Below are 26785 nucleotides of genomic sequence, written 5' to 3'. Positions count from 1 at the left end.
GTGGTGCGCCCGGAGGTTGACCGCCGATCATCGGCTCGGTCTCGGCCCCGGCACCGGACCGTCACACGGCGCCACGCGCTGCGGCGGCAGGAACGTCGGGCCGCTTGATGCCGCACCGGCCGCCAACACCCCCCGCGCCGCCACCAGGTTCGCCGCGGCACGACGCAGGTGCCAGGCGGACAGGGGGACGGACGCGGCGCACACCGGCCGGTCCCACCGCGCGGCCGCTTCCGCCGCGGCCGCCGCCACGCCGAGCAGCGCCCCGGCCTCGGTCATCGACCGGCTGACCTGCGAACTGCGGGCCTCCGCCGCAGTCCGGCGCAGCAGGATCGCGAGGTCCTGCGCGTCGGGGATCCCCTCGGCCCAGTCGTATCCCCAAAGGGACAACTCGCGTGCGCAGCGGACGATGTGCCGTGCGTGGCGGTCGGACCAGGTGGTGGGTGGGGGTGGCGTGGGCAGGGCGTCGTCGTTCGGCACTCCTGCATGATCGACCGCAGACGGCCGGCGCGGGAGGGGAACCGCGGATTCTGTTGACGACCCGTTGCACGACTGCCGGTGCGGAGCGCTACAGTGCGCCCTGTCGTGTGCCCCGTCCGGCCGTCGGGCGGGTGTCGGACGGGCGTCGATCCCCTGATCGGGCGGGCTGACCAGCGCAGTCGTACGTGAGCGCGAGGGCGGGGACGTAAGATCATCTCCGTTCACGGGCCCCCGAGCGGTCGAGAACGAGCTTCCCGGGAAAGGGGACCCACCGATGGAAACCGGTACCAAGACCGAGGCCGAGGCCACGACCGAGACCCAGGCCACCGAGACCGAGGCCACGACCGAGAACAACAGCGGCCCCGACAAGATGACCCGCGTCCTGCTGGTCACATGCGGCGTCGTCCTGCTGGCCACCGTCACCACGGCCGGTCTCTGGGCGACGGGCGTCCTCAAGCCGCACCGGACGCAGGCGGTCTGCAGCGGGCCCGGGCCCGCCGGCCCGCCCGAGTACGCGGCCCTGTGCGCCGCCCTCAACCGCCCCGACCTGCCGGCCCTGCTCGGCACCCCGAACGACCACGTGTCGAACGCCGCACCCGGACTCTCGGACGGACTCGCGATCGCGGAGGTGCGCCTGGAGCACTACGTCGTCGCCGTCAGCGACGCCCCGTGGGCCGTCTCGTCCCTGGGCGACAGTCCGAACACCGAGCGCGTCACCGTCCTCGGGCACCCCGCGGTGACGTCCTCGGGCCACGCGCTCGCGCTCTTCGGCGGCAAGGACAAGCAAGGCCCCGCCACCCGGAACCTGACCGTCGCGACGAACCCCAAGGACTCCACCGGCAAGGCCTACCAGTTCTCCCTCTTCCGGCAGGACGGCGGGACCCCCGACGACGCCGACCTGCGCCGGGTCGCCGAGACGGTCCTGCCGACCCTCCCGGGCTGGGTCCCCACGCAGTAGCGTCGCCCGGGGCACCGACGGAGAACGTCGTCACACAGGCACGGCGCCGTCCGACGCGGGCTCGCACAAGCGCGTCAGCGCGGCGTGGTCCTCGCCCCCGGGTCGCCCGGCAGAACGCGGGTGTGACGGCCGCCCCACTGCCCCGCGCCGCCGACACCCGCCGCGGGGTGCGCACGGCTGTCGGCGGCGGACGGCCGGTCAGCCGTGCGAGGGCGGCCCGGGCCGTGAACTCACAGGTTCTTCTCCAGTGCCGCCAGGTAGTTGCGCATCAGGTGGTCGCGCACGCCCTCGCCCGTAGGCTCGAAGGCCGCGGCTGTCAGGCCCCTGGCACGGTTGGCGATGCCCGAAAGGAGGCTGCTGGCGCCCTCGTGAACGGTGCCGGTGGAATCGATGAAGCGCAGGGCGTCGGTGTGGGTGAAGGCCGGCTCGGGCGGGAGCTGGGGGACGATGTCGTTGTTGTTGACGAAGCGGTAACTGCGGCCCTTGAGCGCCTTGTTGTACGCCGCGGTGAGCATGCGGTCGCACGTGCGGGGCTGGCCGAAGGTGACCACGCCGTCGGCGGTCAGCCGCGGGTCCTCCAGGGTGAGGCGGGCGGCGGCGAGCATCGCCAGGGCGCCGCCGAGGCTGTGACCGGTGAACCAGATGCTCTGGTCGTCGGTGCGCAGCTCGCCGATGGCCTTGCGGACGTCGGGGAAGACCGATTCGAGGGCCTCGGCGAAGCCGAAGTGGACGTAGCCGGTGCCGCCGGGCCCGGGCCAGGGTGGGGTGCTGGAGTCGGTGAGCCAGTCGCGGATCTCCTTGGGTTCGGTGCCGCGGAAGGCGATGACGATCATCCGGTCGCTCGCCATGGTGTACGCCTGGGTGTCCTGCAGCGGGAACGGCGGGGTGAACCGGGTCTCGTGGTGGCGCACCGTGTCGAAGCCCCAGTCCCGGGCCTGTCGGTCGATGGCGGTGTCGTCCTGATAGGCGAGGGCCGCGGCTCTGGCCAGGCAGTAGGCGTGGGCGAGGCTGTGACCGGTCGCGGTCCGGTCGAAGGTGATGGGTACGGCCACGGTGGGAGCTTCCTCTCTCCGGTGGGACAGTGCCCCTCGTTCGTAGCGGAAGCGTCGGCCGCCGCCGGGGCGGCAGCGCCCTGGAGTCACCCGGACAGGCTCGAAGCCCACAACGGACGGGCATGCCGCTTGCCGGAACACCCGCCCGCAGCGGCATCACACCGGGACGGCCTCGACCACGGACAGCACCGTCGGGGTGGAGAGGATCCGGGACAGGCGCAGCCCGGCACGGTCGAAGAGCTCCGCGAAGTCCGCCTCGGTGCGCTCGCGGCCCGTGAGGGAGATCATCATCATCAGGTCCAGGCTCTTCGCCTGGTGGGGCGCGTTGTCCCGGGGGACGACGGCGTCCAGGACGAGGAGCCGGCCGCCGGGGCGCAGGGCCCGGCGGCAGTGGCCGAGCAGGGTGACGCACTCGTCGTCGTCCCAGTCGTGGGTGATCCGCTTGAGGAGGAGGACGTCGCCGGTGGGCACGGCGCTGAAGAAGTCGCCCTCCGCCGTGGTCCAGCGGCCCGTGATCTCCTTGTCGCCGTCCAACCGGTTTCCGGCCAGGACGTGCGCCCGGTCGTAGAGGACGCCCTCCAGGCCGGGGTTGCGGCGCAGCACCTCCAGCAGCAGGCCGCCGTGGCCGCCGCCGACGTCCACCACCGTTCCGCTGTCCGGGAGTTCGCAGGCGGCCGCGATGGCGGCGTTCTCCGGGTCGGACATCGCCGCCATGCCGACGTGGAAGACGGCGGCGGTCTCCGCGTCCCCGGCGAAGTGGTCGAAGAACGGCTTGCCGAAGACGGCGTCGAAGGCCGTGGTGCCCTCGGTGAGGCAGTGCACCATCCGCTCCGCGGGCAGCCAGAAGGTGCGGTCGGTGAGCATCCGCACCGCGCTGCGCGCGGAGTACGGGACGTCGCTGCGCAGCGCCTGCCCGGTTTCGGTCAGCGTGAAGCGGCCGTGCTCGTCCTCGGCGACGACGTCCCGGGTGGCGAGCAGGCGCAGCACCCGGTACAGGTTGCGGGCGTCGGTGCCGGTGGCGGCGGCGAGTTCGGCGGCGGTGGCCGGGCCGTCCGCGAGGGCGTCGGCCACCCCGGTCTCGGCTGCGGCGCGCAGGGCGGCGGGGAAGACGAAGCCGAGGGCCTCGTCGATCAGGAAGGCGGCCGAGCGGCGCAGGCTCTCCTGCGCCGCCGTCGGTGCCCCGTCCTCGGTCGTCCGGTCCTCGTCGTTCGGCATGCGTCCTCCGTCAGGTGGGCCTCCGGTGCGTGCGCCAGGATACTGCCCGGCGTCACGGGCGGTAAGCACACCGTGACGTCCCGTCAGTCGCGCATCAGGGCATTGAACTCGCCGTAGTCGACGGCATCCGTCAGGCCCGTGTAGGTGCCGGTGGCGGCCAGCTCCGCCGCCACGCGCCGGACGACCGCGTACGCCGCCTCGGCGACCGCGGAGCCGAGGCTGACCCGGGCGACGCCCAGCTTCGAGAGCTCCGCGACGGACGGGGCGCCGGGGCCGGCCAGGATGTTCAGCGGGGCCGGGATTCCGGCGGCGAGTGCGGCGACCACGTCGACGTCGGTGACGCCGGGTACGAAGATGCCGCTGGCCCCGGCGTCGAGGTAGGCGCGGGCGCGGTCGAGGGTCTCCTGGAGGCGGGTCTCCTCCGGGCCGGCGCCGAAGAGGTAGGTGTCGACCCGGGCGTTGACGTAGAGCCGGACGCCGGCCTCGTCGGCCGCGGCGCGCGTGGCGGCGAGCCGCTCGCACTGGTCGGCGACCGGCCGCAGCACCGAGCCGCCGACCGGGAATCCGTCCTCGATGTTGACCCCGACGGCCCCGACGTCGATGACCCGGGCGACCGTGTCGGCGACCTCGGCGGGGGTGGCGCCGAACCCGCTCTCGATGTCGGCGGTGACCGGGACGGACACCGCGTCCACCACCCGGCCGATCAACGCGATGGCCTGGTCCCGGTCGAGCCGGTTGCCGTCCGCGGCCCCGAGTCCCCAGGCGACACCGGCACTCGTGGTGGCGACGGCCCGGGCCCCCGCCGCCTCGACCAGGCGCGCGCTGGCGGCGTCCCAGGCGTTGGCCAGGGCCAGCGGTGCGGCGGGGGCGTGGAGGGCGTGGAACAGCTCTGCGCTGTCGCGCTGTGAAGTCATGACCGGTATTCCACCAGCGGAAGTCGCCTGCCGGCTGGCGGATTTGCGACAGCATCGTCACGAGAGGCTTCGAACACGGTCCCCGTCGCCGCGAAGTGCCCCCGGGGGCAATTATCGTCAGATCGACGAGAATCGGCTATGCTCGGCGCGCCCGGCCGATATCGCGATCGGCGAGTCGGGAACGCGCCGGAGACGGCCGAGACTTCGCCCCGCCCCGGGCACGGGCGGCAGCGACACGGTGAGGACGATGACCACAGACAGGGCAGCACGGATGCGGCGGCACCTGGAGGCCGAGATCGCGCGACTCGGCGCCGCCATCGGGCTGAAGGACGGGCCGACGTTCGAGAACCATGACGGCGCCCGCCCGTTCATCCTCGTCTGCGGCGACGGCACGCTGCAGTACCTCGCCCTCGAACGAGGAGTGATCTGCTTCTCGCGGACCACCCGCGATCCCGACGAGCTGCTGTACTGGGCGTACGCCGATGCGACCGCATCCCTTGCCCTCCACTGGACGAATAAACGGGGCCTGACCGGGGAGAAGCATCTGGCGGCCAAGTGGAAGCGCCGGGCCACGCTGCTGCACTCTCTCAACCCCGAGTGGGCGAAGCGGTGGCGGGCGGAGCTGATCGAGACCCTCGGGCCCGAGGGTGAGCACCACCTCGTCCCCACACTGCCCCCGCCGCCGGCCGCAATCACATCCTGACGCTACGTCAAGCAGCCAACGGCACAAGGCTCGTGCGGTCGAAGGGGCCGCCGTGGGCGGCGGCGTACGCGATGGCGTCGTTGACGGCGTCGAGGGTGAACGACCGGACGCGCTCCGGGGCGAGGTCCAGGGTGCCCGAGGTGAGGAGCCGGATGATGCCGATGTTGGCCGTGCGCGGGTACATCCACTGCCCGCGTACGGTCACCGAGTTGCGCATGATCCACGGGTACGGGAGGGCGAGGTCCTCGCCGCCGAGCATGCCGACGCCGCCCATGAGGACGACGCGGCCGTACTCGCGCACGGTCATGGCCGCCGCGCGGGACGCCGAGCTGGGGGCGCTCGGCGGGAGCAGGTCGAGCACCAGGTCGATCGGGCCGCCGGCCGCCGCCGACATCGCCGCGCGGTCGGCGGTCTCGTCCCCGGTCAGCGGGACCGGGCCCAGCCGCGGACCGAAGCGGTCGGCCAGCAGGGCGAGCACGGCCCGGTTGCGCCCCGGGGCGATCACGCGGCCCGCTCCCATCGCGAGCGCGACCGCGACCGCGCTGCTGCCGAGGTTGCCGGTGGCTCCGCTGACGAGCAGCGTCTCGCCGGCCGCGAGGCCGCCGGCGAGCAGCCCGCCGTACGGGATGACGTGCACGCCGAGCGCGGCCCAGCGGGCCGGGTCCTCCCCCGCCGCGGCGGGCAGCGGGTAGACGTTCTCCGTCGGCACCCGCATGAGCTCGGCGAACGAGCCGTCGTGCAGGTGGCGGGCGAGGCGCGCGCCGCCCTCGCCGCGTGAACTCCAGCCCTGGAGCGTGATGTCGGGCGTCAGGGCGTCGTCCCGCGAGCGCACCGTCGAGTCGCACCACACCAGGTCGCCGACGCGCAGCCGGGTGGCGTCCGGGCCGACGTGGACGATCCGCCCGATGCCGCCGATCCCGGGCACGACGGGCGGGACGAGGGGGTACCTCCGCCTGCCGTCGAAGACCTCGGCCGCATAGGGCGCCACGGAGGCGGCGAGGACCTCGACCACCACCTCGCCGCCGCCGGCCTCGGGGTCGGGCACCTCCCGCACCGTGAGCGGTGCGCCGAACCGCGTGAGAACCGCTGCTCGCACGTCATGACCTCCGTGTCCGTCCGCACTCGTCCGTGCTCCTGCGATCGACCCTAGGAGCCGGGCGGGCATGCCGGAAGCGAAGAATCGGCATCCGTGGTATGCGTAGGCCGCATGGACATCTCCAGCACGGGACTGCGGGTCCTACGGCAGATCGCCGAGTCCGGCAGCTTCACCGCGGCGGCCACGCGGCTCGGCTACACGCAGTCGGCCGTCTCCCGCCAGGCCGCCGCCCTCGAACGCAGCGCGGGCACCACCCTGTTCGAACGCCGCCCGGACGGGGTGCGGCTCACCCCCGCCGGCCTGACCCTGCTGCGGCACGCCCACACGGTCCTGGCCTCGCTCGCGGCGGCCGAGCGCGAGCTCACCGGCGCCGCCCCGCAGGCCGAGCTCGTACGGCTCGGGGTGTTCCTGAGCGCGGGCGCCGCGATCCTCCCCGCCGCCCTCGCCCGCCTCGCGGCGGCCGACCCGCGGATCACGGTCACCACGAGCGAGGGCACCACGCCCGCCCTGGTCCGGGCGTTGCGTGCCGGCTCGCTCGACCTCGCCGTGCTCACGTCCCGCCCACCCCACCGCCCCTTGGACGGGGAGTCGCCGCGCCTGCACGTCGAGACCGTCGCGGACACCGAACTCGTGGTGGCGGTGCCGTCGACCGGGGAGTTCGCCGGGCGCGGCACGGTCCACGTCGACGAACTGGTCCACGCCGGGTGGATCGCCACCCCGTCGTCAAGCTCCGAGCCGCTGCTCGGCGTCTGGCCCGGCCTGCCGGGACGGCCGCGCGTCGTCCACGCCGCCCGCGACTGGCTGACGAAGCTCCGCCTGGTCGCCGGCGGCTTCGGCGTGACGACGGTGCCGTCCGGGCTCGCGCCGCTGCTGCCGCCCGGGGTGAGCCTGCTGCGCGTCGACGGCGCGCCCGCCGAGGTCCGCCGGGTGCTCGTGGCCCGCCTGCCCGGGCGCCCCACCCCGGCGATCACGGCCGTCACCCGGGCGATCGCGTCGGCCGTCTGAATCAGGACCGAAGCGCGAGTAGCGTGGCCCGCGCTCCCTTACCCGTACCCGTACCCGTACCGGAGGTTGACGATGCACTCGACGGTCCGCACGTTCCGCACGCCCGACGGCGTGACGCTCGGGGTCGAGCACTTCGGCGACGCGGCGGCGCCGCTCGTGCTGCTCGTGGGCGGCACGACCATGCTCTCCTGGCCCGACGCGCTCTGCCACGCGCTCGCCCGCGGCGGACGTCACGTCGTGCGCTACGACCTGCGCGACTCCGGCGCGTCCACGACCGTCGACCCCGAGGCGCCGGCGTACACGCTGCGCGACCTCGCCGCCGACGCCGCCGCGCTCGCCCGCGGCCTCGACGACCGGCCGGCGCACCTGGCGGGCATCGGCGTCGGCGGGATGGTCGCCCAGGTCGCCGCGCTCGACCACCCGAAGGCGTTCTCGGCACTCACCCTCGTCGGGACCCGGCCCGTCGCCCCCGGCCCGGTCGACGACGACCTGCCCGACCACGACCCGGCGACGAGGGAGCGGCGGTTCGCGCTCGCCCTGCCCGACTGGTCCGACCGCGCCGCCGTGGCGCAGTACGCCGCCGCCGGCGCCGAGATCCGCGGCGACGACCCCGCCGCGGCACGCACGAGGGCCGAGCGCATCTTCGACCGCACCCCGGGCACGGCGCCCGCGGTCCAGATGGCCAACCAGCTGGGCATGGTGTTCGCCAGGCTCGACTGCACGCCGCGCTGGCGCGAGCGCCTCGGCGAGATCGCCGTCCCGGCGCTGGTGGTGCACGGCCGCCGCGACCCGTTCTTCCCGGTCGGCAACGGCGAGGCGCTCGCACGCGAGATCCCCGGCGCACGGCTGCTCGTGCTGGAGGAGGCCGCGACCGCGCTCCCCGACGCGACCGCCGAGGAGGCGGCGAAGGCGATGCTGGCGCTGTGAGGCCATCCGGTCGGTCTCGGCCGTCAACGGGCACACCCCGATGAAGTTCACCGTTTCCGTCCTGTCCGCCCGCCCGCCCGCCTGGTGCGCAGAAAGTCGGGCCGGTCGACTTCCTGCGTGCGAGGGCGAAGCGCCGTGCCGCCGCCCCGTCCGTGAGCGCGCAAAACTCGTTGTGCGTGCTGCCGCCTCAGGAGTAAGAAGCAACGGTGGGACATCAGTTGCAACCGGCGGTGCTCACATGCCGACGCTGACACGAAGGGGGACTCATGGGGTGTCTCCGTGCGGCGGCCGTGGTCGCCGGCACCTGGTTCGCGCTGCTCGTGCTGCTGATGACGATGGCATCGGTTCTGCCGGATTCCCTGACCCACGGGTCGTCCTGGTCCACGGTCCTCATGCTGTGGCTGCTCGCGGTGCTGCTCTGGCCACTCGTCGTCTGCTTCGCATTGCGCCGGTGGATCACCGGCGGCCGAGCCGGGGGGCCGGCCGCACTGCCGCCTCAGGACGTGTGGCAGCCCGACGGACGCACCTGGGACGGGGACGCGTCGCCTCCTCAACGGCCCGGCGATCCGAGGATTCCCCAGCCCCCGTCCGCCCCCGAGGCCCCGGGCGCCAACGCCCGGCGCCAGGACCAGGCAGAGGCCGAGCGGGCGCAACAACAGCAGCTTCGACGACGCGGGGGCTACCTCCAGTCACGCAAGGGGCATCAGCCGCCGCACTGACGAGACGCGGGCAGACCGAGAGCACGTCACGGTTCCCCCGTCGTCCACGTGCGCGACTCCAAGGACAGAAGCGGCCCGCAGCCGACGTTCGAGCCGGACGCCTGGAAGGCCTTCGTCGGCTTCGCCCGCGCCCTCTAACTCCGGCCCGACAAGCCGCACTTGTGCGGGCACCGCGAGGCCATGGCGATCTTCACTCGTCCGGGTGAAGATCGCCATGGCCTCGCCAAAATCCCCTGAACCCTCGTGGAGGATGCGCGGGAGTGGACCGCACGGGCGGCCCATCGACTCGCAGGGGAGATGTCCGATGGCGCAGGAGAAGCGGCTGAAGGCCTGGGGCAACAACCGTGCCGGACAACTCGGCGACGGCACCTGGACCGACTTCCGCACCACCGCGACCACCGTGCTCGGGCTGACCAGCGCCGAGGTGGTGAAGATCGCCGCAGGTGGCGCCGGTGCCGCCAACGGCCACGGCCTGGCACTCCTCACCGACCGCACCGTGCAGACCTGGGGCAACAACGGCTCCGGCCAGCTCGGCGACGGCTCGGTCTTCAGCCACAACGCGCCCGGACAGGTCGTCAACCTCGCCAACGTCACCGACATCACTGCGGGCGGTGCGCACAGCATGGCCCTGCTCGCCGATCAGACCGTCGTGGCCTGGGGGCGCAACAACTACGGCCAGCTCGGCAACGACACGAACGCGGACAGCAGCGTCCCGGTCCGGGTCGAGGGCCTCGACAAGGTGATCGCGATCGCCGCCGGCCTCAACCACAGCATCGCGCTGCGCGAGGACGGCACCGTCTGGGCCTGGGGCTACAACATCAACGGCCAGCTCGGCGACGGCACTTCGGCCAGCCGCAACATCCCCTCGCCGGTCGGTGGCCTGACCGGCGTGACCTTGATCGCAGCCGGCTGCAACCACAACATCGCCCTGGTCGGGGCAAAGGGCAGCAGCGGCAACGCGGTGAAGGCCTGGGGCTACAACGCCACCGGCCAGCTCGGGGACAACAGCACCATCACCCGCTACACCCCGGTGGACACGCAGGGCATCTGGCTCGGCGGGGTCTCGCAGATCGCCGCCGGCGGCAACCACAGCATGGCCGTCACCGACAGCGACAACAAGCTGAAGGCCTGGGGACAGAACACCTCCGGCCAGATCGGCGACGGCACCACCGACTACCGCATCACCCCCGTCCCGGTGCCGGGCCTGACCGGCGTCCGACTGGTGGCCGGCGGACGGGAACACAGCATCGTCCTGCTCGGCGACCACACCGTCCGGTCCTGGGGCGCCAACGGCTCCGGCCAACTCGCCAACGGCACGACCGAGGACAGCAGCAGCCCGGTCACCTCCCTCACCGCCCTCACCGGTGTCGACAAGATCGCCGCGCCCGTCGGCGGCGACTTCAGCCTCGCCAACTAGACCGGCTCCCTGGCCTCGGCCCTGTCACGGCCGGGGCCAGGGACACCGAACCTCCCACCCGACAGAGGCCCCGTGTACCGCCCACACCCATCCCTGTACGGGCGGCGCCGCCCCCTCCCCCCGGTTCACGGGGAGGAAGGCGTCACCACCGGCCCGCAGGTCCGGTCGCCGCGCATCGGGTAGATGCACCCGAAGTCGGCGCTGGTGCCATCGACTGGGACCACGCACGTCCGGCACCACGGCTGCACGACGTGGCGTACGCCCTCGAATACGCGGCACCGTTCCGCGACGACGTCCAGTGTGTGCGGTGGCTGCGCCACCCGCAGCCGCCCGACCGGCGCCACCGCCTGAAGGTGTTCGCCGCCGTCCGGCGCCTGGTCGAACAGGGCCACCGGCCCCAGGCCACCCGGGTCGCCGAAGGACACCTCGACGACCTCCGGGCCCGCCTCGCCTGGAGTCGGGACAACCGGTACCCGATCGAGCCCTGACCCCTTCAGGGGCCGGGGGATCGGGCTGTCCGTCGGAGTGACTCCGACGCCCCGCGCAGGGAAAGCCGGTGGAGGTGCCCGGCAGGTACCGGTCGCCGGACTGTCCCTGAACCACGTGCCCGACCTCGACGCCGCGCTCGCGGCCGTGCGGCGCGTGCTGGTACCCCGGGGCACGCCGGCCTTCGGCATCCCCCGCCCCTGCTTCGAAGCACCCCACGCCTCCTGGACGACCGCCACCGACGGCACCGCCCGCAGGGTCGTGGGCGACTACCTCGCCGAAGGGTTCCCGGCGCTCCGACAATCCCCGGGCCGTCCGCCGGGCCGGCAACCAACACCGCACCCTGGCCACGTACTTGGCTGCGCTGCTCCGGCACGGCTTCACCCTGGAGGCCGTCACCGGGCCGACGCCGACCGCCCACGTCGCGGCCCGGCGCCCGCAGCGAGCCGGGCTGCCGCCGTTCCTCGTCGTCCGCGCTCGCTCGGCCTGAACCACACCAGCGCGAGGGGTGCAACGGCTACGCCCGGTTCATCAACAATTCGGGCCTGATCGTCGGGGTCCGGAGCCTCCACCCCCAGCCCTGGGTCACCCGCCACCTCGCGGTGGTCTGGCGCCCGTAGCGGCACTCCCCCTCCGGTACGACTGGCCGGGTCGTACCGGAGGGGGAGGTTTCGGCCGGAATTCCGGCCGACCACCGGCCCGGCCGTTGACCACAAGTCGGCCGCAGCGCTTGGCTCTTGCCGAGCCGGGCCGCGGGGGCATCGGAGCCCGGCACCGTCATCAGGGGAGGACGTTCCATGACCACCGCCCGCACCCGCCGCCGGTCGGCGCGCGCCGCCGCCGTCCTGGCGGTCGCCCTCGCGGTCGGCGCCGCGACGCCGTCCGCCGAGGCCCGCCCACCCAAGGGCGACACCGCCCGCGTCAGCGAAGGCGCCAAGGGCGAGCAGCTCGACGGCTACTCGACCGCGCTCGGGCTGAGCGACGACGGCCGCTCCGCGCTCTTCTCGTCCACGGCCACCAACCTGCTGCCCCAGGGCGGCACTCCGAACAACACCGAGATCTACGTGAAAGACCTGCGCAACGGCCACGTCGAGCGGGTCAGCGTCGCCGACGACGGCGCCAAGCTCGACGCCATGACCTTCCAGGCCTCGATCAGCGGTGACGGCCGGTACGTCGCGTTCAGCACCACGGCCACCAACGTGCTGCCCGGCGGGTCGAAGCACCGCAGCGACGTCTACGTGCGCGACCGCTGGACCGGCCGCACGGAACTCGTCACCGCGGGCGGCCTGCCCACCACCGACGACCAGACCCCGTACGACGCCCAGAGCCCCTCGATCAGCCGCGACGGCCGCTACGTCGCCTACGTCTCCGATCGCGGCGACCTCGCCCCCGGCCCCGCCACCCGCGGCCGGAACAACGTCTACGTCACCGACCGCTGGACCCATACCAGCCGCCTCGTCACCCTCGGCGCGAACGGCGCGGCCGCCGACAGCAACTCCTTCAACCCCACGATCAGCGCGGACGGCTCCACCATCGGATTCGGCTCCCGGGCGGGCAACCTGCTCCCGGCCGCCCCTGCCCTCGCCGCCTCCCCAGGGCTTGCGCGCGGACCCCACTACTACCCCTACTACGTCTGGAAGGCCGACACCGGCAGGACCGCCGCCGGCAGCGTGGACGAGGCCGGGCACCTGGGCGGCGCCGCCTACGACGCCCGGGTCAGCCGGGACGGCCGCTACGCCGTCTACAGCCTGGCGACCTTCGGCCAGGGGCAGCCCGGCCACGGCGGCACCCGGCTCGACGTGTACGTCCACGAGCTCGCCACCGGCAGGACCACCAAGGTCGACACCGGCCTGCCCGGCACCACCAGCCCCGACGCCGACTCCTCCGGCGGTGCCATGACCGCCGACGACCGCTGGGTCTACTTCGACTCCAGCGCCGACAACCTCGTCCCCGGCGACACCAACAACGCCACCGACGTCTTCCGCCGCGACCTGTGGACCGGGACGATCGAGCGGATCAGCCTGACCCGCGACGGCCGGCAGAGCGACACGGCCGCCTACAGCCCCTCCGTGGACGCCACCGGCGACACGGTGATCTTCGACGCCGACGACGGCAACCTGGTACCGGGAGACACCAACGCGCTCCAGGACGTCTTCCTGCGCCGCCCGTGAGGCACTGACTCCGCCGTCGGAGCCGGGGAGTGCCTCTCCGGCCGCCGGGAGCGTCGGCCACGTGGCCGGCGCCCAGGGAGAGGCACTCCTCACACCCCCCGCCATTCCAGGCGTCACCGCCGGACCTCGACCACCCCTCGCGGTCGCCGTGCCTGCACGGCGGCCCGAAGGGGCAGGGCCGGTAACGGAGGTTGCGCCGGGGCGTCCTGGGGCGGCTGGGCCGGCCCACCGGACGGTTGGTCCTGCATGGGGCAGTTCGCCCACCGGATCGACCCTCAGTCGGCCCACACCCGCGCGAGGCAGCGCCCGGCCCGCGGCGGGGGCGGGTCGACGAAGGCGGTCCTGCCGTGCAGCACGGTCGTGTTGTCCACCAGCAACAGGTCACCGCGCCCCAGCTGCACGCGCAGGACCATCCTCGGGTCGGCGACGACCTCGTCGAAGGCATCCAGGGCCTCCACTTGACGATCGGTCAACGGCGAGCCGCACTCCTGCTGACCGCGAGTGATCCAGTACCGGTTGTACTGCACCTCCAGCCGGCCGGCACTGCGCCGGAACACGGGGTAGACACGCTCGTAGCCCGGCCCGTCGCCGAAGTCGAAGTCCCCGTAGAGGGCCGGCAGCACCTCCGGGCGGGAGCCGAGCAGGACGTCGTGCACGGCATGCCCGCTGACCAGCAGCGAGTCGCCGCCGGAGCCCGCCGGGCGTACACACAGCAGGGCCATCAGCCGCGCAGGCCGCGGGGACATCCCGCGGTCGGTGTGCGGCCCGAGCTCCGCCTCGTCCAGCTGCGCGCCCGCCGTCAGCAGGTTGTGCCCGGGCAGGGCCAGGTCCACCGGGCGCACCTCGCCCACCTGTGCCAGGATCCGGCGGCACACCTCGACGCAGTCCTCGTCGGCCGGCGCCTCCAGGTCGAGCCCGCGCACGACCGCGAATCCGGGCCCGTGACGCAGGTGCTCCGCGACCCGGTCCACCGGGACCACCCAGTCGCGCTCCTCCAGCTCCGCCCCCTGCCACGCCGAGGGCCCTCCGACCGCGACCGGTGCGTCCATCAACGGCCTCCTCCCGCCTCGACCCGGACACACCGCGAGCGTAAGGCCCTGCGCCGTGCAGGTCACCGGCCTGACGGAGCACCGGCCGGGCGCGCCGGAGCGCCACCGCGCCCCGCTGACGCACACCCGGCGGTCAGAGGCGCGCGATCGCCCAGTACAGCATCCCCACCGATGCCGCCAGGGCCACGAAGGCGAACACGACCGCGCCGCCGATGCCCTGGTACGGGTCGTACGGCGCGTAGGGCGTCTTGGGCGAGACCACGACGGTCGTGAACGAACCCAGCGGCAGCGGATTGCTGCCGGACGCGTTTCCCACCGTGGCCTGGTAGGTGCGGTCGTTCAGGTAGTACCGCACGATGGGCCGCAGGTAGAACTCGTCGGCCCGGTCCCCCACCCGCTTGTCGTAGTCCACCACCTCGGCCTGCAAGCGGACACCCTCGCCGCGCACCCGCCGGAAGTCGGCGTTCAGGTCGAGCACGTACTTCACCATCCGCACCGTCATCACGAGAACGAACAGCGCGACCCCCAGAAACAGCATGGTGATTGTCTAGCACCCGCCACTCCCCGGCGGCCAGGGGTGCGCGCCACCCGCAGCGACGACTCCGTCCCTGCCGACCCAGGAACCGCGTCAAGCGGTAGGAGAAGGGGAGTCCCCGCGGCGTGACCGCTCGCAGCGAGGGCCCGGCCCTGCGCGTCATCGGCTCCCGGCGCGCAGGGCCTCCGTGAGCCACGCGAACACCGGGGCCAGGCTCGGCGGGACCGGCCAGCCGTTGATGACGGCCAGCAGGTGCCAGTAGCGCTCCGTCCGCAGGTCGCCCGCGACCTCCAGGCGGGTCAGCAGCCACCGGCGCAGGTCGGAGTCGTCGGCGCGGCCGAAGGTCTCCGCGTAGCGGGCACTCAGGGTGTCGAGGATGCGCCCGCCCTCGGGCGAGGCCGGGGCGGTGCCGGCGTCGAGCGCGCGGCCGACTTCGTCGCGCACGGTCTCCGTGAGCTGCTGGTGGAGTCCGGTGGTGTCGCCCTGGGCGCGTTCGGCCGCCTGGTACTGCGCCATGCGGCGGACGGCGGCGCGGAAGTCCGGGTCCTGGGCGAGTTCGGCGAGTTCCACCCAGGCGTCCACCTGGTCGGGTTCGGGGTCGTCCGGCAGGTCGGGCATGGCCGAGCGCATCATGTCGACGAACTCGGCGTTGGCGTCCAGGCCGCCGAACGTGTCGTCGATGAAGTCGCCGATGAGACGCCGGCGTTCGGCGTCGGAGAGCTTTGCGAGCTTGTGCATGAGATCCATTTCCTCGGTGGTGGAGCCCCGCTTGGCCACCGCGCGCAGCACCGCCCGCCGCAGCCGGAGGGTGCGGATCTGCACCTCCAGGGCGTCGGCGTGCGCGGCCGCGATCTCGGGCACCGAGACCTCGTCGTCCAGCACCCGCCGGATGACGGCGAGGTCGAGTCCCAGGTCGCGAAGCGTGCGTACGAGGTCCAGGCGCGCGAGTGCGCCGACGTCGTACAGCCGGTAGCCGGCCGGGCTGCGGTCCGTCGGCGGCACGATCCCGGAGTCGGAGTAGAACCGGATGGTCTTGACCGTCAGCCCGGTGCGCCGGGCCAGGTCACCGATCGGGAAGAGCGTGTCGCCGTCCATGCCCCCACCTTCGCGTCTCCCCCTGCTGGAGACTCAAGCTCCTTCGCCCGCCGAACGGTAGTGGACCGGCTCCCGGCCGTTGACGTTCCATCACGGGATTCCGAACGGCGCCTTGGACGGACTCTGGACGGACTCTGGACGGAGGACACCTTGTGTCCTACTGTGAACGATGTGTTCTCAACCACGGCACCACCGAGGATCGAAGGAGAGCCGGGCCCCATGGCCGACACGTTCCAGGCGGGCAAGTCCGAACTGGTGGACCTCGCCCAGCGCCGCATGGCGACCGCGATACCCGACAACGGCTGGACGGTGCGCCAGAAGCTCGCGCTGACCTGCCGCATCCTGTTCGACGCCGGGCACGACTCCGGCCTCGCCGGGCAGATCACCGCCCGCGCCGAGCGCCCCGGCACCTACTACACGCAGCGCCTCGGGCTCGGCTTCGACGAGATCACCGAGGACAACCTCCTCCTCGTCGACGAGGACCTCGACGTCCTCGAAGGCGACGGGATGGCCAACCCGGCCAACCGGTTCCACAGTTGGGTCTACCGCGCCCGCCCGGACGTCAACTGCGTCATCCACACCCACCCGCTGCACATCTCCGCGCTGTCCATGCTGGAGACCCCGCTGATCGTCTCCCACATGGACGCGTGCCCGCTCTACGACGACTGCGCGTTCCTGGAGAAGTGGCCCGGCATCCCCGTCGGCAACGAGGAGGGCGAGATCATCTCCGCCGCCCTCGGCGACAAGCGCGCCCTGCTGCTCGCCCACCACGGCCAGCTCGTCGCCACCGGGACGGTCGAGGAGGCGTGCACGCTCGCCCTGCTCTTCGAACGGACCGCGAAACTCCAGCTGTTGGCGAGCGCCGCCGGGAAGATCCAGGAGATCCCCGAACTCCTCGCGCAGGAGGCCCACGACTGGACGTCCACGCCCAAGCGCGGCCAGGCGAACTTCGCCTACTACACCCGCCGCGCCCTGCGCGCCGGCCACGGCGACGCGCTCACCGCCCGGGAGGGCTCCTGACATGGCGACCACCCTGGAAGGGATCATCGCCTACCCGGTGACCCCGTTCTCGCGCACCGACGGCAGCCTCGACCTCGTCCGACTCGCAGCCCTCATCGAGCGGTTGATCGCCGGTGGCTGCCACGCCATCGCCCCGCTCGGCTCCACCGGCGAGAGCGCCTACCTCGACGACGCCGAGTGGTACGCCGCCGCCGAGGCGTCCGTCTCCGCCGTCGCCGGACGCGTCCCGACCGTCGTCGGCATCGCCGACCTCACCACCCGCAGCGCCGTCCGCCGCGCCCGGTTCGCCGAGAAGGTCGGCGCCGACGTGGTGATGGTGCTGCCGCTCTCGTACTGGCGCCTGGACGAGCGGGAGATCACCCGCCACTACACCACCATCGCCGACGCGGTCGGCATCCCGCTGATGGTCTACAACAACCCGGCGACGGCCGGCGTCGACCTCCCGCCGGAGCTCCTGCACCGGCTCGTCACCGAGGTCGACAACATCACCATGGTCAAGGAGAGCAGCGGCGACATCCAGCGGATGCACCGCCTCACCCAACTCTCCGACGGCGCCCTGCCGTTCTACAACGGCTCCAACCCGCTCGCCCTGGCGGCCTTCGCCGCCGGCGCGTCCGGCTGGTGCACGGCCGCACCCTGTGTCATCCCGGAGCTCACGCTGGAGCTGTACCGCGCGGTGCAGGCGGGCGACCTGGACAGGGCCCGTGAGGTGTACTACCGCCAGCTGCCGGTGCTCCGGTTCCTGCTCGGCGGCGGCCTGCCGACGACGGTCAAGGCGGGACTGGCCCTGCGGGGCCTGGACGTCGGCGAGCCCCGCAAGCCGCTGCTCCCGCTCGACGAGGCGGGGACGGCGGAGCTGGCCCGGCTGCTGGCCGCGGCCGCCTGAGTACCCGGCGAGTACCGTGCCCGGCCCCGTCGCGAGCGGCGGAGCCGGGCACGGGGTTCACCGGGCGAGGGCGTTCACCGGCCCCGGCGGGCCGCCCCTTGCCGCGCGGCCATCGCCTGATCACGGACGTGCGGCTCCGCGTCCCGCTCCAGCCTGGCCAGGACGTCGGCCACCGCCTCGTCGCCGATCTCCGTCGCGGGAAAGCGCCGCAGGGCGATGGCCACCCAGGCCCGCACGCGCGGGCTGTCGTCGTTGACGAGGCGGCAGATGTCCGGCAGGGTGCGCGGCTGGCGGCGGTAGCCGAGCGAGCTGAGGGCGGAGATGCGCACCTGCTCGGCGGGATCGGCCAGGAGGCCCACCATCAGGTCCACGGCCGCCGGGTCCGTGCCGTGGCTGCCGAGGGCGCCGGCGACCACGCTGCGGATCCGCTCGTCCGGGTCGTGCGCCGCGCGGGCCAGGACGGCGACGTCGGCCGGGTCGGGGACGAAGCCGAGCAGCCAGAGCGCCGCCCGGCGCAGGTCGGCGTCGGCGCTCTCCGTCCAGGGCAGGAGGGTGCGGCGCGCGGCGGACGGATCGTCCTGGGCGAGGACGGTGATCATCGTCGTCAGGCCGTCCTGGTCGTCCCCCAGGTCGCGGGACCAGGCCCGCAGCAGCACGGGCAGGGACGAGCGGCCGGCCGTCTCGGCGAGGAGGCCGGCGAGGACGGAGCGGGCGTACTGGTTCCGGGCGGCGACGGCCGTTTCCAGGTGCGCCTCCAGGCGCGGGACGAGGTCGGCGCTGAGCGTGCCGGTGAGGTGGGCCCCGATCGCGGCCAGCTCGTCGAGATCGCCGTCGGGGTCGAGCAGTCCGGCCACGAGTTCATCGAGCAGCACGGTCTGGTCGTCCGCCGCCAGGTCCCTCACATCGTCCCCCTCGTCACTCCGGCCGCACCGAGCCGTCGGCCGTCAGTGCCCGACCTTTCGGGCTGCGGCACTCTACCAAGCCGCCCGAAACGGCCGGGAGGGCGTCAGGGCAGGCTCGGCACCCGGTCCGAGGGGCCGGCCGGGTCGTCGTGGATCACCACGAGGATGTGCGCGGGCTCCGGCCCGGTGCTCCGACAGCGGTGCGGGAGAGCGGAGTTGAAGTAGACGCTGTCCCCGGGCCCGAGGTGGACGGTCCGCTCGGGGAACTCCAGCTCCGCCGTGCCCGCGTGGACGAAGAAGAACTCCTCCCCCGCGTGCGACTTGAACGGCGATCCGGCGTTGTCGAGCGGCGGGTACATCACGAACGGCACCATCCGCTTGCCGCTGAGCCCGGTCGCGATGCCCTCGTAGTTCGGGGCGCCCGGGCCGGCCCCGCTCGCGATCGGCGTCCGCTCCCCGGCGCGGACGACGGTGACGAGCTCCGGCTCCACCTCGTCCGAGAAGAGCCGGCCGACGTCGACCTTGAGCGCGTGGGCGAGCTTGAGCGCCGTCGAGATCGACGGGTCGCCGAGCCCGCGCTCGATCTTGGAGAGGTAGCTCTTGGTGACCCCGACCTGTTCGGCCAGCGCTTCGAGGCTGAGCCGGTTCTGCTGCCTCAGCACCCGCAACCTGCCGGCCATGTCCCACCCCTCACCCGCGAATCGTCCGGCCCATCATCCCATCACCGCCCGCCGGACCGGCCCGCCGTTCGAGGCAGGGCCGCGCCAAACCCGATGGACGCCTGTCCGAACCTTCGGCCATAGTCGCTGGGTGCCGAGCCAACCCCCACCCCAGCCCCCGCCCCCGCCCGCCCGTCGCTTCGCCTGGGCGGGCCGCAACTTCCGGATCCAGACGGCCGCCACCGTGGTCGGCGGCCTCGGCAACGCCGGTGCGCCGATCGCCACCGCCTTCGCCGTGCTCGGCGACGGCGGGTCCGGCACCGAGGTCGGGTACGTCACAGCCGCCCGCCTGCTGCCGACCGTCCTGCTGCTGGTGATCGGCGGCGCCCTCGCCGACCGGCTGCCGCGCCACCACGTCATGGTCGCGGCCAACCTGTTCAGCGGCCTCTCCCAGGCCGTCCTGGCCGCGCTCGTGCTGAACGGCCACACCCAGCTCTGGCAGTTGCTCGTCCTCTCCGCGGCCGGTGGCGCCGGCTTCGCGCTCTACGCCCCCGCGGCCGAGGGCATGATCCTCCAGAGCGTCCCGCCGGACCACGCCGCCCGGGCGTTCTCGGTCTTCCGGATGGGCCAGAACGCCAGCCAGATCGGCGGGGCCGCCCTCGGCGGCGCGCTCACCGCCGCCGTCGGGCCCGGCTGGGTGCTCGGCCTCGACGCCGTCTGCTTCCTGGTCGCCGCCGCCCTGCGCTTCTTCCTGGAGGCCGAGGCCGCACCCGCCGCCTCCGGCACCACCATGCTGAGCGAACTGCGGGACGGCTGGCGGGAGTTCGCCTCCCGCCGGTGGCTCTGGGTGGTCGTCCTGCAGTTCTCCGTCCTGGTGGCCTGCGTCGGCGCGGTCGAGTCCGTGTACGGTCCGGTCGTCGCGGAGGAGCGGCTCGGCGGCGCCGCGGACTGGGGGCTGGCGATGGCCGCCTACGGGGTCGGGCTGGTCGTCACCGGCCTGCTGATGGTGCGCTGGCAGCCGCGCCGCATCCTGCTGGTCGGCAACTGGGGCGTGTTCCTGTTCGGCGTCCCAGCGCTCGCCCTGGCGCTCGCGGCACCGCTGCCGGTGCTGATCGCGGCGATGTTCCTCTCCGGCGTCGGCGTCACCGTCTTCGGCGTGAACTGGATGGTCGCGCTCCAGCAGGAGATCCCGGCCGAGATGTTCTCCCGCGTCTGCGCCTACGACCACCTCGGCTCGCTCTCCCTCGCCCCGCTCGGCATCGCCCTGGCCGGCCCGGTCTCGAACGCGCTCGGCATCTCCGGCGCGCTGTGGGCGTGCGCCGTGATCTGCACCCTCCTCAGCGCGGCGGTCCTCCTCGAACCCCAGATCCGCCGACTCACCCGCAGGACCGCCGACGACGTGCCCGCGGCTCCCGAGCCCGCACCCGTGTCCTGAGGCGTCCCGCTCAGCCCCGGCCGGGCTTCCCCGGCCGGGGCCGCCTGCCCAGGGCCGCCCGGAGCGACAGGCCCCGTTCCCGCCAGACGATCCCGGTGACCGCCCCCAGGATGATCACCACGCCGAGGGCGATCAGCCAGGACATGAGGAAGAAGACCACCCCGATCGGCCCGTACTCCGCCGTGTTCGACGTGACGGTGTCCGAGGCGGTGAACGAGAACACCACCCGCATCCCCAGGTAGCAGACGGCGGTGATGACGGCGGACGGCAGCAGGTCCCGCCACGGCACCCGGCCCGCCAGGAGGAGCCGCATCAGCACCCACCAGAGCAGGGCGGCCGCCACCAGTGCGACGGCCCCGAGGAGCACGGGCCCGCCCACCCGGTGCAGCGCCGGCCCGGTCCACGCCGCCAGGGCCGCCCCCGCGATCACCACGGCCAGCGACAGCACCTGGTGGAGCACGTCCCGCACGCCCCGCCCAGGGAGCTCGAAGATCCGCTGGTACAGCTGCTGCAGCGCCGACGCCGCGGCGAAGCCGCCCAGGACGAAGAACACCGACGCCGTGCCCGTGACGGCGCTGCTCGTGGTGGCCGACGGGGCGAACAGGTCGCTCACGTCGGCCGACGCCTGCCGGTCCAGGCCCAGGCGCCGCACCAGGGCGGTCACCGTCGACCGGCCGGCCAGCGCGTTCGTCACGATCATGAACGGGAAGAAGCAGAGCAGGAGCGTGGCGGCGAACTGGAGCCCCTGGCTCATGAAGTCGACCGCCTCCAGCCGCTTCCACAGCGCCTCGGCCCACGATCCCGCGTACCGCTCCCTCGCCGAACGCACCATCCGCGCCATCCGCGTCAGGCGGTTGTCGGCCCTCATGGCTGGCGGCTCCCCCTCGCTGCGGACCCGCAGGGACGTGACGGCGGACGACGCCGCTCGCCCGACGTCCTATCACGGAGCGCCCCGGAGCACCGGAACCGTCATCCGGTCGGACGGCGGTCGTCCGCGTCGGCGTCACGGCGTGCCGAGGGCGGCCTCCTCGCGGTCGAGGTCGTGCTGGAGGCGGCGGCGGGTGGTGTCGCTGATGCGGTGCTCGTCGTAGAGACGGCGCAGTTCGGTGCTCTGGACGGCGATGACCTCGCGGCGCAGCTGGCGGTAGGAGGCGTCGGCGGTGGTGCCGTCGGGGGTCTCGGGGGTGCGGTCGAGGCGGGCGGTCAGGGCGCGGCGGACGCGGTCGACGGCGGTGTCGGACAGGGCTTCCAGCTCGGCGAGGTCCTCGACGTGGTCGAGGGCGGTGCGGTTGAGGGCGTCGCGGGCGTCGTCCTCCTCGCGGACGGTGTGCTCGGGTTCGAGGGCGAGGCCGGAGCGGTTGACCACGGCGGCCAGGGTGAGGCCCTGGCCGACCAGCGTGAGGACGACGACGGCGGTGGTGAGGACCAGGACCAGCGGGCGTCCGGCGAGCTTCGTGCCGTCGTCGGTGACGAGCGGGATCGAGAGGGCGGCGGCCAGCGGCATGACCCCGCGGGTGCCGGCCCAGGTGACCACCCCGGCCACCCGCCAGGACAGCCGGCCGCGGCCCTGCGTCGGCTTGACCGCCCGGGTCAGCGGCAGCGTGGAGAGCACGCGCACCGCGATCAGCACGGCGGCCAGGGCGAGCGCCTGGAGCGGCCACAGGCCGGTGCCCGCGGGCAGGTCCCGTACCAGGGTGGGCAGTTCGAGGCCGACGATGCTGAAGACGACGCTCTCCAGCAGGAAGACGACCACCGCGTAGACGGCGTTCAGCTGGAGGCGGATGTGGGCGTCGGTGAGCCGGTGGCCGGAGCGGCCGAGCAGCACGCCGGCGACGACGACCGAGGTGACGCCGGAGGTGTGCACGGACTCGGCCAGGACGTAGGCGGCGTAGGGGGTGACCAGCGCTATGACGGTCTCCAGGACCGGGTCGACGGTGCGGCGCCGGACGAGCCACACCAGGCCCGCGACGGCGGCTCCGACCAGGCTCCCGCCGCCGCCGAGCAGCAGGAACTCCCCGCCCGCCGCCGGCACGCTCACCGCCGCGCCGACGGCCACCGCGATGCCGACGGCCACCTTGAACAGCACCAGTGAGGTCGCGTCGTTGAACAGGCTCTCCGCCTGCACCAGCACCTGGACCCGTCCCGGCAGCGCCAGCCGGCGCCCGAGGGCGGTGACCGCCACCGGGTCGGTGCTGGACAGCACGGCGCCGAGCACGAACGCCATCGCGGGCGGCAGGCCCGCGACGGCGACGGCCGCGAAGCCCACGGCGGCGGCGGAGGCGAAGACCAGGCCGAAGGAGAGGATCGTGACCGGGCGCCACACCGTGCGCAGGTCCCGCAGGGACAGCTCCTCGGCGGAGGCGTACAGCAGCGGCGGCAGGACCACCATGCCGATGATCTGCGGCGGAACGTGCAGCGCGGGGACGCCGGGCACCAGGGCCACCCCGACACCGGCCAGGACGAGCAGCGACGGCGCGGGCACCCGCAGGCGCCCGGCGAAGGTGGCCACGGCCGTGCCCAGAACCACCAGGACGAGAACGATCCCGACTACGTGCATCGACGGAAACAACCCCACCACGACGAACGGGGTCACCGCCGCCCGATTGCCGCAGTAGTCCCCCGAGCCGACCAGGCTTCCCGGCACACCTACGGTCATCTTATCGGTGCATTAGCGGTGGTGACAGCGCATATCCGCCGGGGAGCAGCCGCCGGAAACAGGGTTCGTACCCCGAACCGAGCGACGTGCCCTGTCGGTCGAGGCCGACAGATACCGATCTTGACGTGACTGACGAGTGTGGAGTCAGCTGCAGGGAGACGTCGTCGGCACGGAGACGCGGCACGGCCGCAGGGGGTTTGGCGTGCTTGTCACGGAAGAAGCCACTTTCGATCCTGATGAGATGTTGGGCCTCTACGCCTCGGTCGGCTGGGAGGGCTACACCGCCGACGTCGACAAGCTCTGTCGCGGCATGCGGAACTCTCATCTTGTCATCACCGCGCGAAACGCTTCAGGAACGCTCCTCGGACTGGCCCGGACCGTCTCCGACGACGAACACATCTGTTATGTCCAGGACGTCGTGGTCAACCCTGCGCATAACCGACAGGGTGTCGGCCGGGCCCTGGTCGAACACCTCATGCGACGCTACTCGCACTGCCGGTTCTTCCTCCTCTCCACGGACCACGAGTCGTCACCGGAAGGCGAGCGCAACCATGCGTTCTACCGGAGTCTCGGCTTCCTGTCCTACGAGGAGAAGCAGATGGCAGGCTTCGGACTGCCCAGGAACCGCCCCGACCTGCGTGACATGACGTCATAGAGATCCGCCCTTCCCGGCCGGCCGACCACCGCCCTGAGTGGAGCCACGCAAAGTCGCATGACAGCTGCGGCCGGCTCCGTGATCCTTGGCCGATGGCCACAGAACCGGACACTCTCAGCCTGAGCATCCTCTGCCCACCACCCGGCGAGGGCTACCTGGAGGTCCGCCCGATCGTCAGCGGCCGGGACCTCCTGGCCGACCTGTCCCTCCGCAGCACGAAGTCAGGCGGCCCCCGTTTCGTGGGTTCGGGCCCCCGGTATCTCCTGGGCCGGGGCAGGCCGTTGCATGCCACTGCGACGCCCCACGAGGTTCGGCTCGCTCGATCCGGGTGCGGCTTGGAGCAGTGCTGCAGCGCTCTGTACGTGACGGTCACGCGGGACGAGGACCATGTCGTCTGGGCAGGCTGGCGCGACCCGGCCGAGCGGGGCTTCGACCTGCCGGAGTTTCGGTTCGCCGCGGATCGGTACGAGGCCGAGGTCCTGCGTGCCGAGGAGGACCGCAGTTGGGAGTGGCCGGCAGCGGTCGTTGCAACGCTGCTTGAAGCGGGGCTGAGGCGACGCGAGGACTGGCTCGCCAGGTGGGATTGCGAGTTGGAAGCCGTCTGGGCCTCCCGCAGGGAACCCGATCGGATCGACGTCGTCCTGAGGCATCCCCCTGGCCGGGAGGAAGCAGACCTGCCCTGGGCCCAGTTCCTGATGACCCTCCCGATCTCCGCAGACGACCCGCCGGACCAGGCCAAGCGCCTTGAAGCGCAACTGACCGCAGGTGATCCCCGTGCCACCGCCGAGCTCTGCGGAGGGTACAACCCCGGGTACGTGGGCTACCCGTGGCCGTAGCCGGCCCCGGCTAGGCCCGTGGCGGCAGCGGCAGCACGCCGGCCCGCCACGGGGTGGCCAGGGCCAGGGCGGGGCCGGTGGGAGTTGGGATCAGACGGGCGGCCAGGACCGGTTCGCCTAGAGCGGGGAGTTCGGTGATGATCTGGCGGTGGGTCAGGTCCCAGATCCGGATGGCGGTCTCTGCGATGTGGGCCACGATGATCTGGCGGCGGTGGGAGTCGTCGACGAGGGCCTGGTCTCCCTCGGCCGCCTCGACCGGCAGGCGGCCGATCTCCTCGCCGGTGACGGCCTCGTGGACGGCCAGGCCGGACGGGCCGGTCAGGGAGAGCAGCTTGCCGGAGGTGCTCGGGGCCACGTCCGTCACGTCGGTGCGGTTGCCGAAGGTGTGGCGGACCCAGCCGCTGGAGCCGTCCCAGGCCACCGCGCCGGCCGCGGCCCGCCAGCCGATCACGGTGCGGTTGGGGGCGGGGAGCACGTGCGAGGGGCGGAAGCCGCCCACGATGGCTCGCCAGCGGCCCGATCCCACCTGGGCGATGGGCTGCAGGTCCGGGCCGGCCAGGGCCATTCCGCGCTTGCCTCGATGTTCGAAGACCGCGCCGGTGATGTACTGCTTCGGCGACTCCGGCTGTAGCACCAGCGGGTGGCCGAGGACGGGTTCCCGGCCGCGCAGGTCGGCCTCCACGAGCTCCTGGTCCGCCTGCCGCAGGACCGTCAGCGTGGTTGCGTCGTGGTCGGCGGCCAGGAGCACGCCTCCGTCCAACCCGGGCAGGCTTCGCGGCGGCGCCCCCGCCTCGTGGACCTCCAGCGACGACCACGACCGCCCGTGCAGGCTCACCGCCAGCGCTGGCACGCCCCGGGCGAGGACCGGTTGCAGCTGGGCCCGCTCGACGATCCGGCCCGGCTCGCAGACGAACAGCGGGCGCAGCGCCGACACCGTCGGCCCAGGAGGAGGCGGAAGAGGAGGCAGCACAGGACTCGGGGACGGGAGCCGATCGAAGCTCGTCCCGCGAACGGTCGGGGTGTAACCCGGCGGCACGACGACCGGCCCCGTCACCACCGCCTGCAGGCATCTGCGCAGCGAGTCGGCCGTCGCCGTCGCGTCCGGGCGCAGTGCCGGGTCCTTGCTCAACAGCGCGTCGAGCACCCCGGCCAGCGGGCCGGCCTTCTCGGGCGGCGCGGGCGGCTGGGTGAGGATCGAGACGTACAGCGCCGTCAGCGTCGTCGCGTCGAACGGGCGGCGGCCTTCGACGAGCGCGTACAGCGTGGCGCCCAGCGACCACATGTCGCTGGCGGGCGTGGCCTCGCGGCCCTCCAATTGCTCCGGCGCCATGTAGTGCGGCGTGCCGATGGCAACGCCGGTGCGGGTGAGCTGGGTGGTGGCGTCGAGGACGCGCGCGATGCCGAAGTCGGCGATGACGGCGCGGCTGCCGGACAGCAGGACGTTCTCCGGCTTCAGGTCGCGGTGCACGATGCCGGCGGCGTGCGCGTGGGCCAGCGCGTCGGCCATGGCAGCGCCGAGTTCCGCGACCCTGCGCCAGTCCAGGGCCCCGCGCTCGCGGACCTCGTCGGCCAGGGACGAACCCTGGATCAGTTCCATGACGATCCACGGGATCCCGCCGTCGGTGACGACGTCGTGGACCGTGATGACCCCGTCGTGCCGCAGCCGGGCCGCGACGCGCGCCTCGCGCAGGCCCGCTCCACCAGCTCACGGCGCTCGTCGGCGGGCAGGTCGTCCGGGAGCATCAGCTCCTTGACCGCGACCACCCGGTCGAGGTTGGCGTCGTGGCCACCCCACACCCGGCCCATCCCACCCCGGCCGATCAGCCGGTCCAGCCGGTACCGGCCGTTGACGACGTACCCCACCCCACCAGACATGCGGGTCACTCTAGTGCCGTGGCCCCCGGGCCACCCGGCCCG

Annotated in this window: 28 protein-coding genes and 1 pseudogene; 15 read left to right on the top strand and 14 right to left on the bottom strand. The window is 73.2% G+C overall.

Going from position 1 to position 26785, the window contains the following annotated elements:
* Positions 1–27: 27 nt before the first annotated feature.
* Positions 28–477, bottom strand: a complete 450-nt coding sequence (locus ACFXDE_RS04430) for a hypothetical protein (protein ID WP_380490785.1) — start codon at positions 475–477, stop codon at positions 28–30.
* A gap of 274 nt (positions 478–751) precedes the next feature.
* Here ACFXDE_RS04430 and ACFXDE_RS04425 point away from each other — a divergent pair, with 274 nt between their 5' ends.
* Positions 752–1435, top strand: a complete 684-nt coding sequence (locus ACFXDE_RS04425; RefSeq protein ID WP_380490783.1) for a DUF6215 domain-containing protein — start codon at positions 752–754, stop codon at positions 1433–1435.
* A gap of 230 nt (positions 1436–1665) precedes the next feature.
* Here the strand turns inward: ACFXDE_RS04425 and ACFXDE_RS04420 are convergent, their stop codons facing one another.
* The 3 genes from ACFXDE_RS04420 to ACFXDE_RS04410 all read right to left on the bottom strand — a co-directional run bounded on the left by ACFXDE_RS04420 (position 1666) and on the right by ACFXDE_RS04410 (position 4616).
* Positions 1666–2487, bottom strand: a complete 822-nt coding sequence (locus tag ACFXDE_RS04420; protein ID WP_380490781.1) for a lipase family protein — start codon at positions 2485–2487, stop codon at positions 1666–1668.
* Between the two features lie 156 nt (positions 2488–2643).
* Positions 2644–3702 carry a methyltransferase gene (locus ACFXDE_RS04415; RefSeq protein WP_380490779.1) on the bottom strand — a complete coding sequence of 353 codons (1059 nt, stop codon included), beginning with the start codon at positions 3700–3702 and terminating at the stop codon, positions 2644–2646.
* 83 nt (positions 3703–3785) lie between these two features.
* Positions 3786–4616, bottom strand: coding sequence for an isocitrate lyase/phosphoenolpyruvate mutase family protein (locus ACFXDE_RS04410; RefSeq protein WP_380490777.1), 831 nt, complete (start codon positions 4614–4616; stop codon positions 3786–3788).
* Between the two features lie 247 nt (positions 4617–4863).
* Here ACFXDE_RS04410 and ACFXDE_RS04405 point away from each other — a divergent pair, with 247 nt between their 5' ends.
* A complete protein-coding gene (locus tag ACFXDE_RS04405; RefSeq protein WP_380490775.1) occupies positions 4864–5319 on the top strand; it encodes an Imm63 family immunity protein in 456 nt (151 codons plus the stop codon).
* 7 nt (positions 5320–5326) lie between these two features.
* Here ACFXDE_RS04405 and ACFXDE_RS04400 read toward each other — a convergent pair whose 3' ends face one another.
* Positions 5327–6415 carry an alcohol dehydrogenase catalytic domain-containing protein gene (locus tag ACFXDE_RS04400; RefSeq protein WP_380490773.1) on the bottom strand — a complete coding sequence of 363 codons (1089 nt, stop codon included), beginning with the start codon at positions 6413–6415 and terminating at the stop codon, positions 5327–5329.
* Positions 6416–6526: 111 nt separating this feature from the next.
* On the opposite strand from ACFXDE_RS04400, the gene ACFXDE_RS04395 reads away from it, so the two are divergent.
* The 8 genes and pseudogenes from ACFXDE_RS04395 (at position 6527) to ACFXDE_RS04360 (ending at position 13140) form a co-directional block, all read left to right on the top strand.
* On the top strand, positions 6527–7420 hold the full coding sequence (locus tag ACFXDE_RS04395) for a LysR family transcriptional regulator (protein WP_380490771.1): 894 nt from the start codon (positions 6527–6529) through the stop codon (positions 7418–7420).
* A 72-nt stretch (positions 7421–7492) separates the two neighbouring features.
* Entirely contained in the window at positions 7493–8347 is an 855-nt protein-coding gene (locus ACFXDE_RS04390; RefSeq protein WP_380490768.1) for an alpha/beta fold hydrolase, read from the top strand.
* A gap of 266 nt (positions 8348–8613) precedes the next feature.
* On the top strand, positions 8614–9066 hold the full coding sequence (locus ACFXDE_RS04385) for a hypothetical protein (protein WP_380490766.1): 453 nt from the start codon (positions 8614–8616) through the stop codon (positions 9064–9066).
* A 33-nt stretch (positions 9067–9099) separates the two neighbouring features.
* Positions 9100–9204, top strand: a pseudogene (locus ACFXDE_RS04380) (DUF397 domain-containing protein); the annotation flags it as partial.
* A 166-nt stretch (positions 9205–9370) separates the two neighbouring features.
* On the top strand, positions 9371–10483 hold the full coding sequence (locus ACFXDE_RS04375) for an RCC1 domain-containing protein (protein WP_380490764.1): 1113 nt from the start codon (positions 9371–9373) through the stop codon (positions 10481–10483).
* A gap of 251 nt (positions 10484–10734) precedes the next feature.
* Positions 10735–10971 (top strand): hypothetical protein, encoded by a 237-nt coding sequence (locus ACFXDE_RS04370; protein WP_380490762.1) that lies wholly within the window; start codon positions 10735–10737, stop codon positions 10969–10971.
* 353 nt (positions 10972–11324) lie between these two features.
* Positions 11325–11459, top strand: coding sequence for a hypothetical protein (locus ACFXDE_RS04365; protein ID WP_380490760.1), 135 nt, complete (start codon positions 11325–11327; stop codon positions 11457–11459).
* A gap of 307 nt (positions 11460–11766) precedes the next feature.
* Positions 11767–13140 (top strand): hypothetical protein, encoded by a 1374-nt coding sequence (locus tag ACFXDE_RS04360; RefSeq protein ID WP_380490758.1) that lies wholly within the window; start codon positions 11767–11769, stop codon positions 13138–13140.
* 275 nt (positions 13141–13415) lie between these two features.
* Here the strand turns inward: ACFXDE_RS04360 and ACFXDE_RS04355 are convergent, their stop codons facing one another.
* From ACFXDE_RS04355 to ACFXDE_RS04345, 3 genes are all read right to left on the bottom strand, one after another.
* Positions 13416–14189, bottom strand: coding sequence for a TauD/TfdA family dioxygenase (locus ACFXDE_RS04355; RefSeq protein WP_380490756.1), 774 nt, complete (start codon positions 14187–14189; stop codon positions 13416–13418).
* A 133-nt stretch (positions 14190–14322) separates the two neighbouring features.
* On the bottom strand, positions 14323–14727 hold the full coding sequence (locus ACFXDE_RS04350; RefSeq protein ID WP_380490754.1) for a hypothetical protein: 405 nt from the start codon (positions 14725–14727) through the stop codon (positions 14323–14325).
* Between the two features lie 156 nt (positions 14728–14883).
* The gene (locus ACFXDE_RS04345) at positions 14884–15819 is read right to left on the bottom strand and encodes a MerR family transcriptional regulator (RefSeq protein WP_380490752.1); all 936 of its coding nucleotides are present in this window, start codon (positions 15817–15819) and stop codon (positions 14884–14886) included.
* Positions 15820–16038: 219 nt separating this feature from the next.
* On the opposite strand from ACFXDE_RS04345, the gene ACFXDE_RS04340 reads away from it, so the two are divergent.
* A complete protein-coding gene (locus ACFXDE_RS04340) occupies positions 16039–16839 on the top strand; it encodes an aldolase (protein ID WP_380490750.1) in 801 nt (266 codons plus the stop codon).
* 1 nt (position 16840) lies between these two features.
* Positions 16841–17725, top strand: a complete 885-nt coding sequence (locus ACFXDE_RS04335; protein WP_380490748.1) for a dihydrodipicolinate synthase family protein — start codon at positions 16841–16843, stop codon at positions 17723–17725.
* Between the two features lie 74 nt (positions 17726–17799).
* On the opposite strand, the gene ACFXDE_RS04330 is transcribed toward ACFXDE_RS04335, so the two are convergent.
* The gene (locus tag ACFXDE_RS04330) at positions 17800–18627 is read right to left on the bottom strand and encodes a HEAT repeat domain-containing protein (RefSeq protein ID WP_380490746.1); all 828 of its coding nucleotides are present in this window, start codon (positions 18625–18627) and stop codon (positions 17800–17802) included.
* Between the two features lie 104 nt (positions 18628–18731).
* Positions 18732–19307 (bottom strand): helix-turn-helix domain-containing protein, encoded by a 576-nt coding sequence (locus ACFXDE_RS04325; RefSeq protein WP_380490744.1) that lies wholly within the window; start codon positions 19305–19307, stop codon positions 18732–18734.
* A 130-nt stretch (positions 19308–19437) separates the two neighbouring features.
* Here ACFXDE_RS04325 and ACFXDE_RS04320 point away from each other — a divergent pair, with 130 nt between their 5' ends.
* On the top strand, positions 19438–20721 hold the full coding sequence (locus tag ACFXDE_RS04320) for an MFS transporter (protein WP_380490742.1): 1284 nt from the start codon (positions 19438–19440) through the stop codon (positions 20719–20721).
* Positions 20722–20731: 10 nt separating this feature from the next.
* Here ACFXDE_RS04320 and ACFXDE_RS04315 read toward each other — a convergent pair whose 3' ends face one another.
* Positions 20732–21589: a YhjD/YihY/BrkB family envelope integrity protein gene (locus ACFXDE_RS04315; RefSeq protein WP_380490740.1), complete on the bottom strand. Its 858-nt coding sequence runs from the start codon at positions 21587–21589 to the stop codon at positions 20732–20734.
* A 135-nt stretch (positions 21590–21724) separates the two neighbouring features.
* On the bottom strand, positions 21725–23278 hold the full coding sequence (locus ACFXDE_RS04310) for a Na+/H+ antiporter (protein ID WP_380490870.1): 1554 nt from the start codon (positions 23276–23278) through the stop codon (positions 21725–21727).
* Positions 23279–23579: 301 nt separating this feature from the next.
* Here ACFXDE_RS04310 and ACFXDE_RS04305 point away from each other — a divergent pair, with 301 nt between their 5' ends.
* Complete coding sequence (locus ACFXDE_RS04305; RefSeq protein ID WP_380490738.1) at positions 23580–24032, top strand: GNAT family N-acetyltransferase; 453 nt, start codon at positions 23580–23582, stop codon at positions 24030–24032.
* Between the two features lie 362 nt (positions 24033–24394).
* Complete coding sequence (locus ACFXDE_RS04300; protein ID WP_380490736.1) at positions 24395–24868, top strand: hypothetical protein; 474 nt, start codon at positions 24395–24397, stop codon at positions 24866–24868.
* Positions 24869–24878: 10 nt separating this feature from the next.
* On the opposite strand, the gene ACFXDE_RS04295 is transcribed toward ACFXDE_RS04300, so the two are convergent.
* Both ACFXDE_RS04295 and ACFXDE_RS04290 read right to left on the bottom strand, forming a co-directional pair.
* Complete coding sequence (locus tag ACFXDE_RS04295; protein ID WP_380490868.1) at positions 24879–26513, bottom strand: protein kinase; 1635 nt, start codon at positions 26511–26513, stop codon at positions 24879–24881.
* Positions 26456–26743, bottom strand: coding sequence for a hypothetical protein (locus tag ACFXDE_RS04290; RefSeq protein WP_380490734.1), 288 nt, complete (start codon positions 26741–26743; stop codon positions 26456–26458). Before ACFXDE_RS04290 ends, ACFXDE_RS04295 begins: the two co-directional genes overlap by 58 nt.
* Positions 26744–26785 lie beyond the last annotated feature (42 nt).

Source organism: Kitasatospora sp. NPDC059408 (assembly GCF_042751525.1).
GTDB lineage: Bacteria > Actinomycetota > Actinomycetes > Streptomycetales > Streptomycetaceae > Kitasatospora.
Note: the sequence above shows the minus strand (reverse complement) of the source record. Positions and strands in the feature narration are given on the sequence as shown.

Coding starts and splice junctions, on each gene's coding strand:
- ACFXDE_RS04410 (WP_380490777.1), bottom strand. CDS start 4,616: ATGACTTCACAGCGCGACAGCGCAGAGCTGTTCCACGCCCTCCACGCC.
- ACFXDE_RS04355 (WP_380490756.1), bottom strand. CDS start 14,189: ATGGACGCACCGGTCGCGGTCGGAGGGCCCTCGGCGTGGCAGGGGGCG.
- ACFXDE_RS04395 (WP_380490771.1), top strand. CDS start 6,527: ATGGACATCTCCAGCACGGGACTGCGGGTCCTACGGCAGATCGCCGAG.
- ACFXDE_RS04390 (WP_380490768.1), top strand. CDS start 7,493: ATGCACTCGACGGTCCGCACGTTCCGCACGCCCGACGGCGTGACGCTC.
- ACFXDE_RS04425 (WP_380490783.1), top strand. CDS start 752: ATGGAAACCGGTACCAAGACCGAGGCCGAGGCCACGACCGAGACCCAG.
- ACFXDE_RS04350 (WP_380490754.1), bottom strand. CDS start 14,727: ATGCTGTTTCTGGGGGTCGCGCTGTTCGTTCTCGTGATGACGGTGCGG.
- ACFXDE_RS04375 (WP_380490764.1), top strand. CDS start 9,371: ATGGCGCAGGAGAAGCGGCTGAAGGCCTGGGGCAACAACCGTGCCGGA.
- ACFXDE_RS04345 (WP_380490752.1), bottom strand. CDS start 15,819: ATGGACGGCGACACGCTCTTCCCGATCGGTGACCTGGCCCGGCGCACC.
- ACFXDE_RS04340 (WP_380490750.1), top strand. CDS start 16,039: ATGGCCGACACGTTCCAGGCGGGCAAGTCCGAACTGGTGGACCTCGCC.
- ACFXDE_RS04360 (WP_380490758.1), top strand. CDS start 11,767: ATGACCACCGCCCGCACCCGCCGCCGGTCGGCGCGCGCCGCCGCCGTC.
- ACFXDE_RS04335 (WP_380490748.1), top strand. CDS start 16,841: ATGGCGACCACCCTGGAAGGGATCATCGCCTACCCGGTGACCCCGTTC.
- ACFXDE_RS04415 (WP_380490779.1), bottom strand. CDS start 3,702: ATGCCGAACGACGAGGACCGGACGACCGAGGACGGGGCACCGACGGCG.
- ACFXDE_RS04325 (WP_380490744.1), bottom strand. CDS start 19,307: ATGGCCGGCAGGTTGCGGGTGCTGAGGCAGCAGAACCGGCTCAGCCTC.
- ACFXDE_RS04405 (WP_380490775.1), top strand. CDS start 4,864: ATGACCACAGACAGGGCAGCACGGATGCGGCGGCACCTGGAGGCCGAG.
- ACFXDE_RS04315 (WP_380490740.1), bottom strand. CDS start 21,589: ATGAGGGCCGACAACCGCCTGACGCGGATGGCGCGGATGGTGCGTTCG.
- ACFXDE_RS04385 (WP_380490766.1), top strand. CDS start 8,614: ATGGGGTGTCTCCGTGCGGCGGCCGTGGTCGCCGGCACCTGGTTCGCG.
- ACFXDE_RS04310 (WP_380490870.1), bottom strand. CDS start 23,278: ATGCACGTAGTCGGGATCGTTCTCGTCCTGGTGGTTCTGGGCACGGCC.
- ACFXDE_RS04290 (WP_380490734.1), bottom strand. CDS start 26,743: ATGTCTGGTGGGGTGGGGTACGTCGTCAACGGCCGGTACCGGCTGGAC.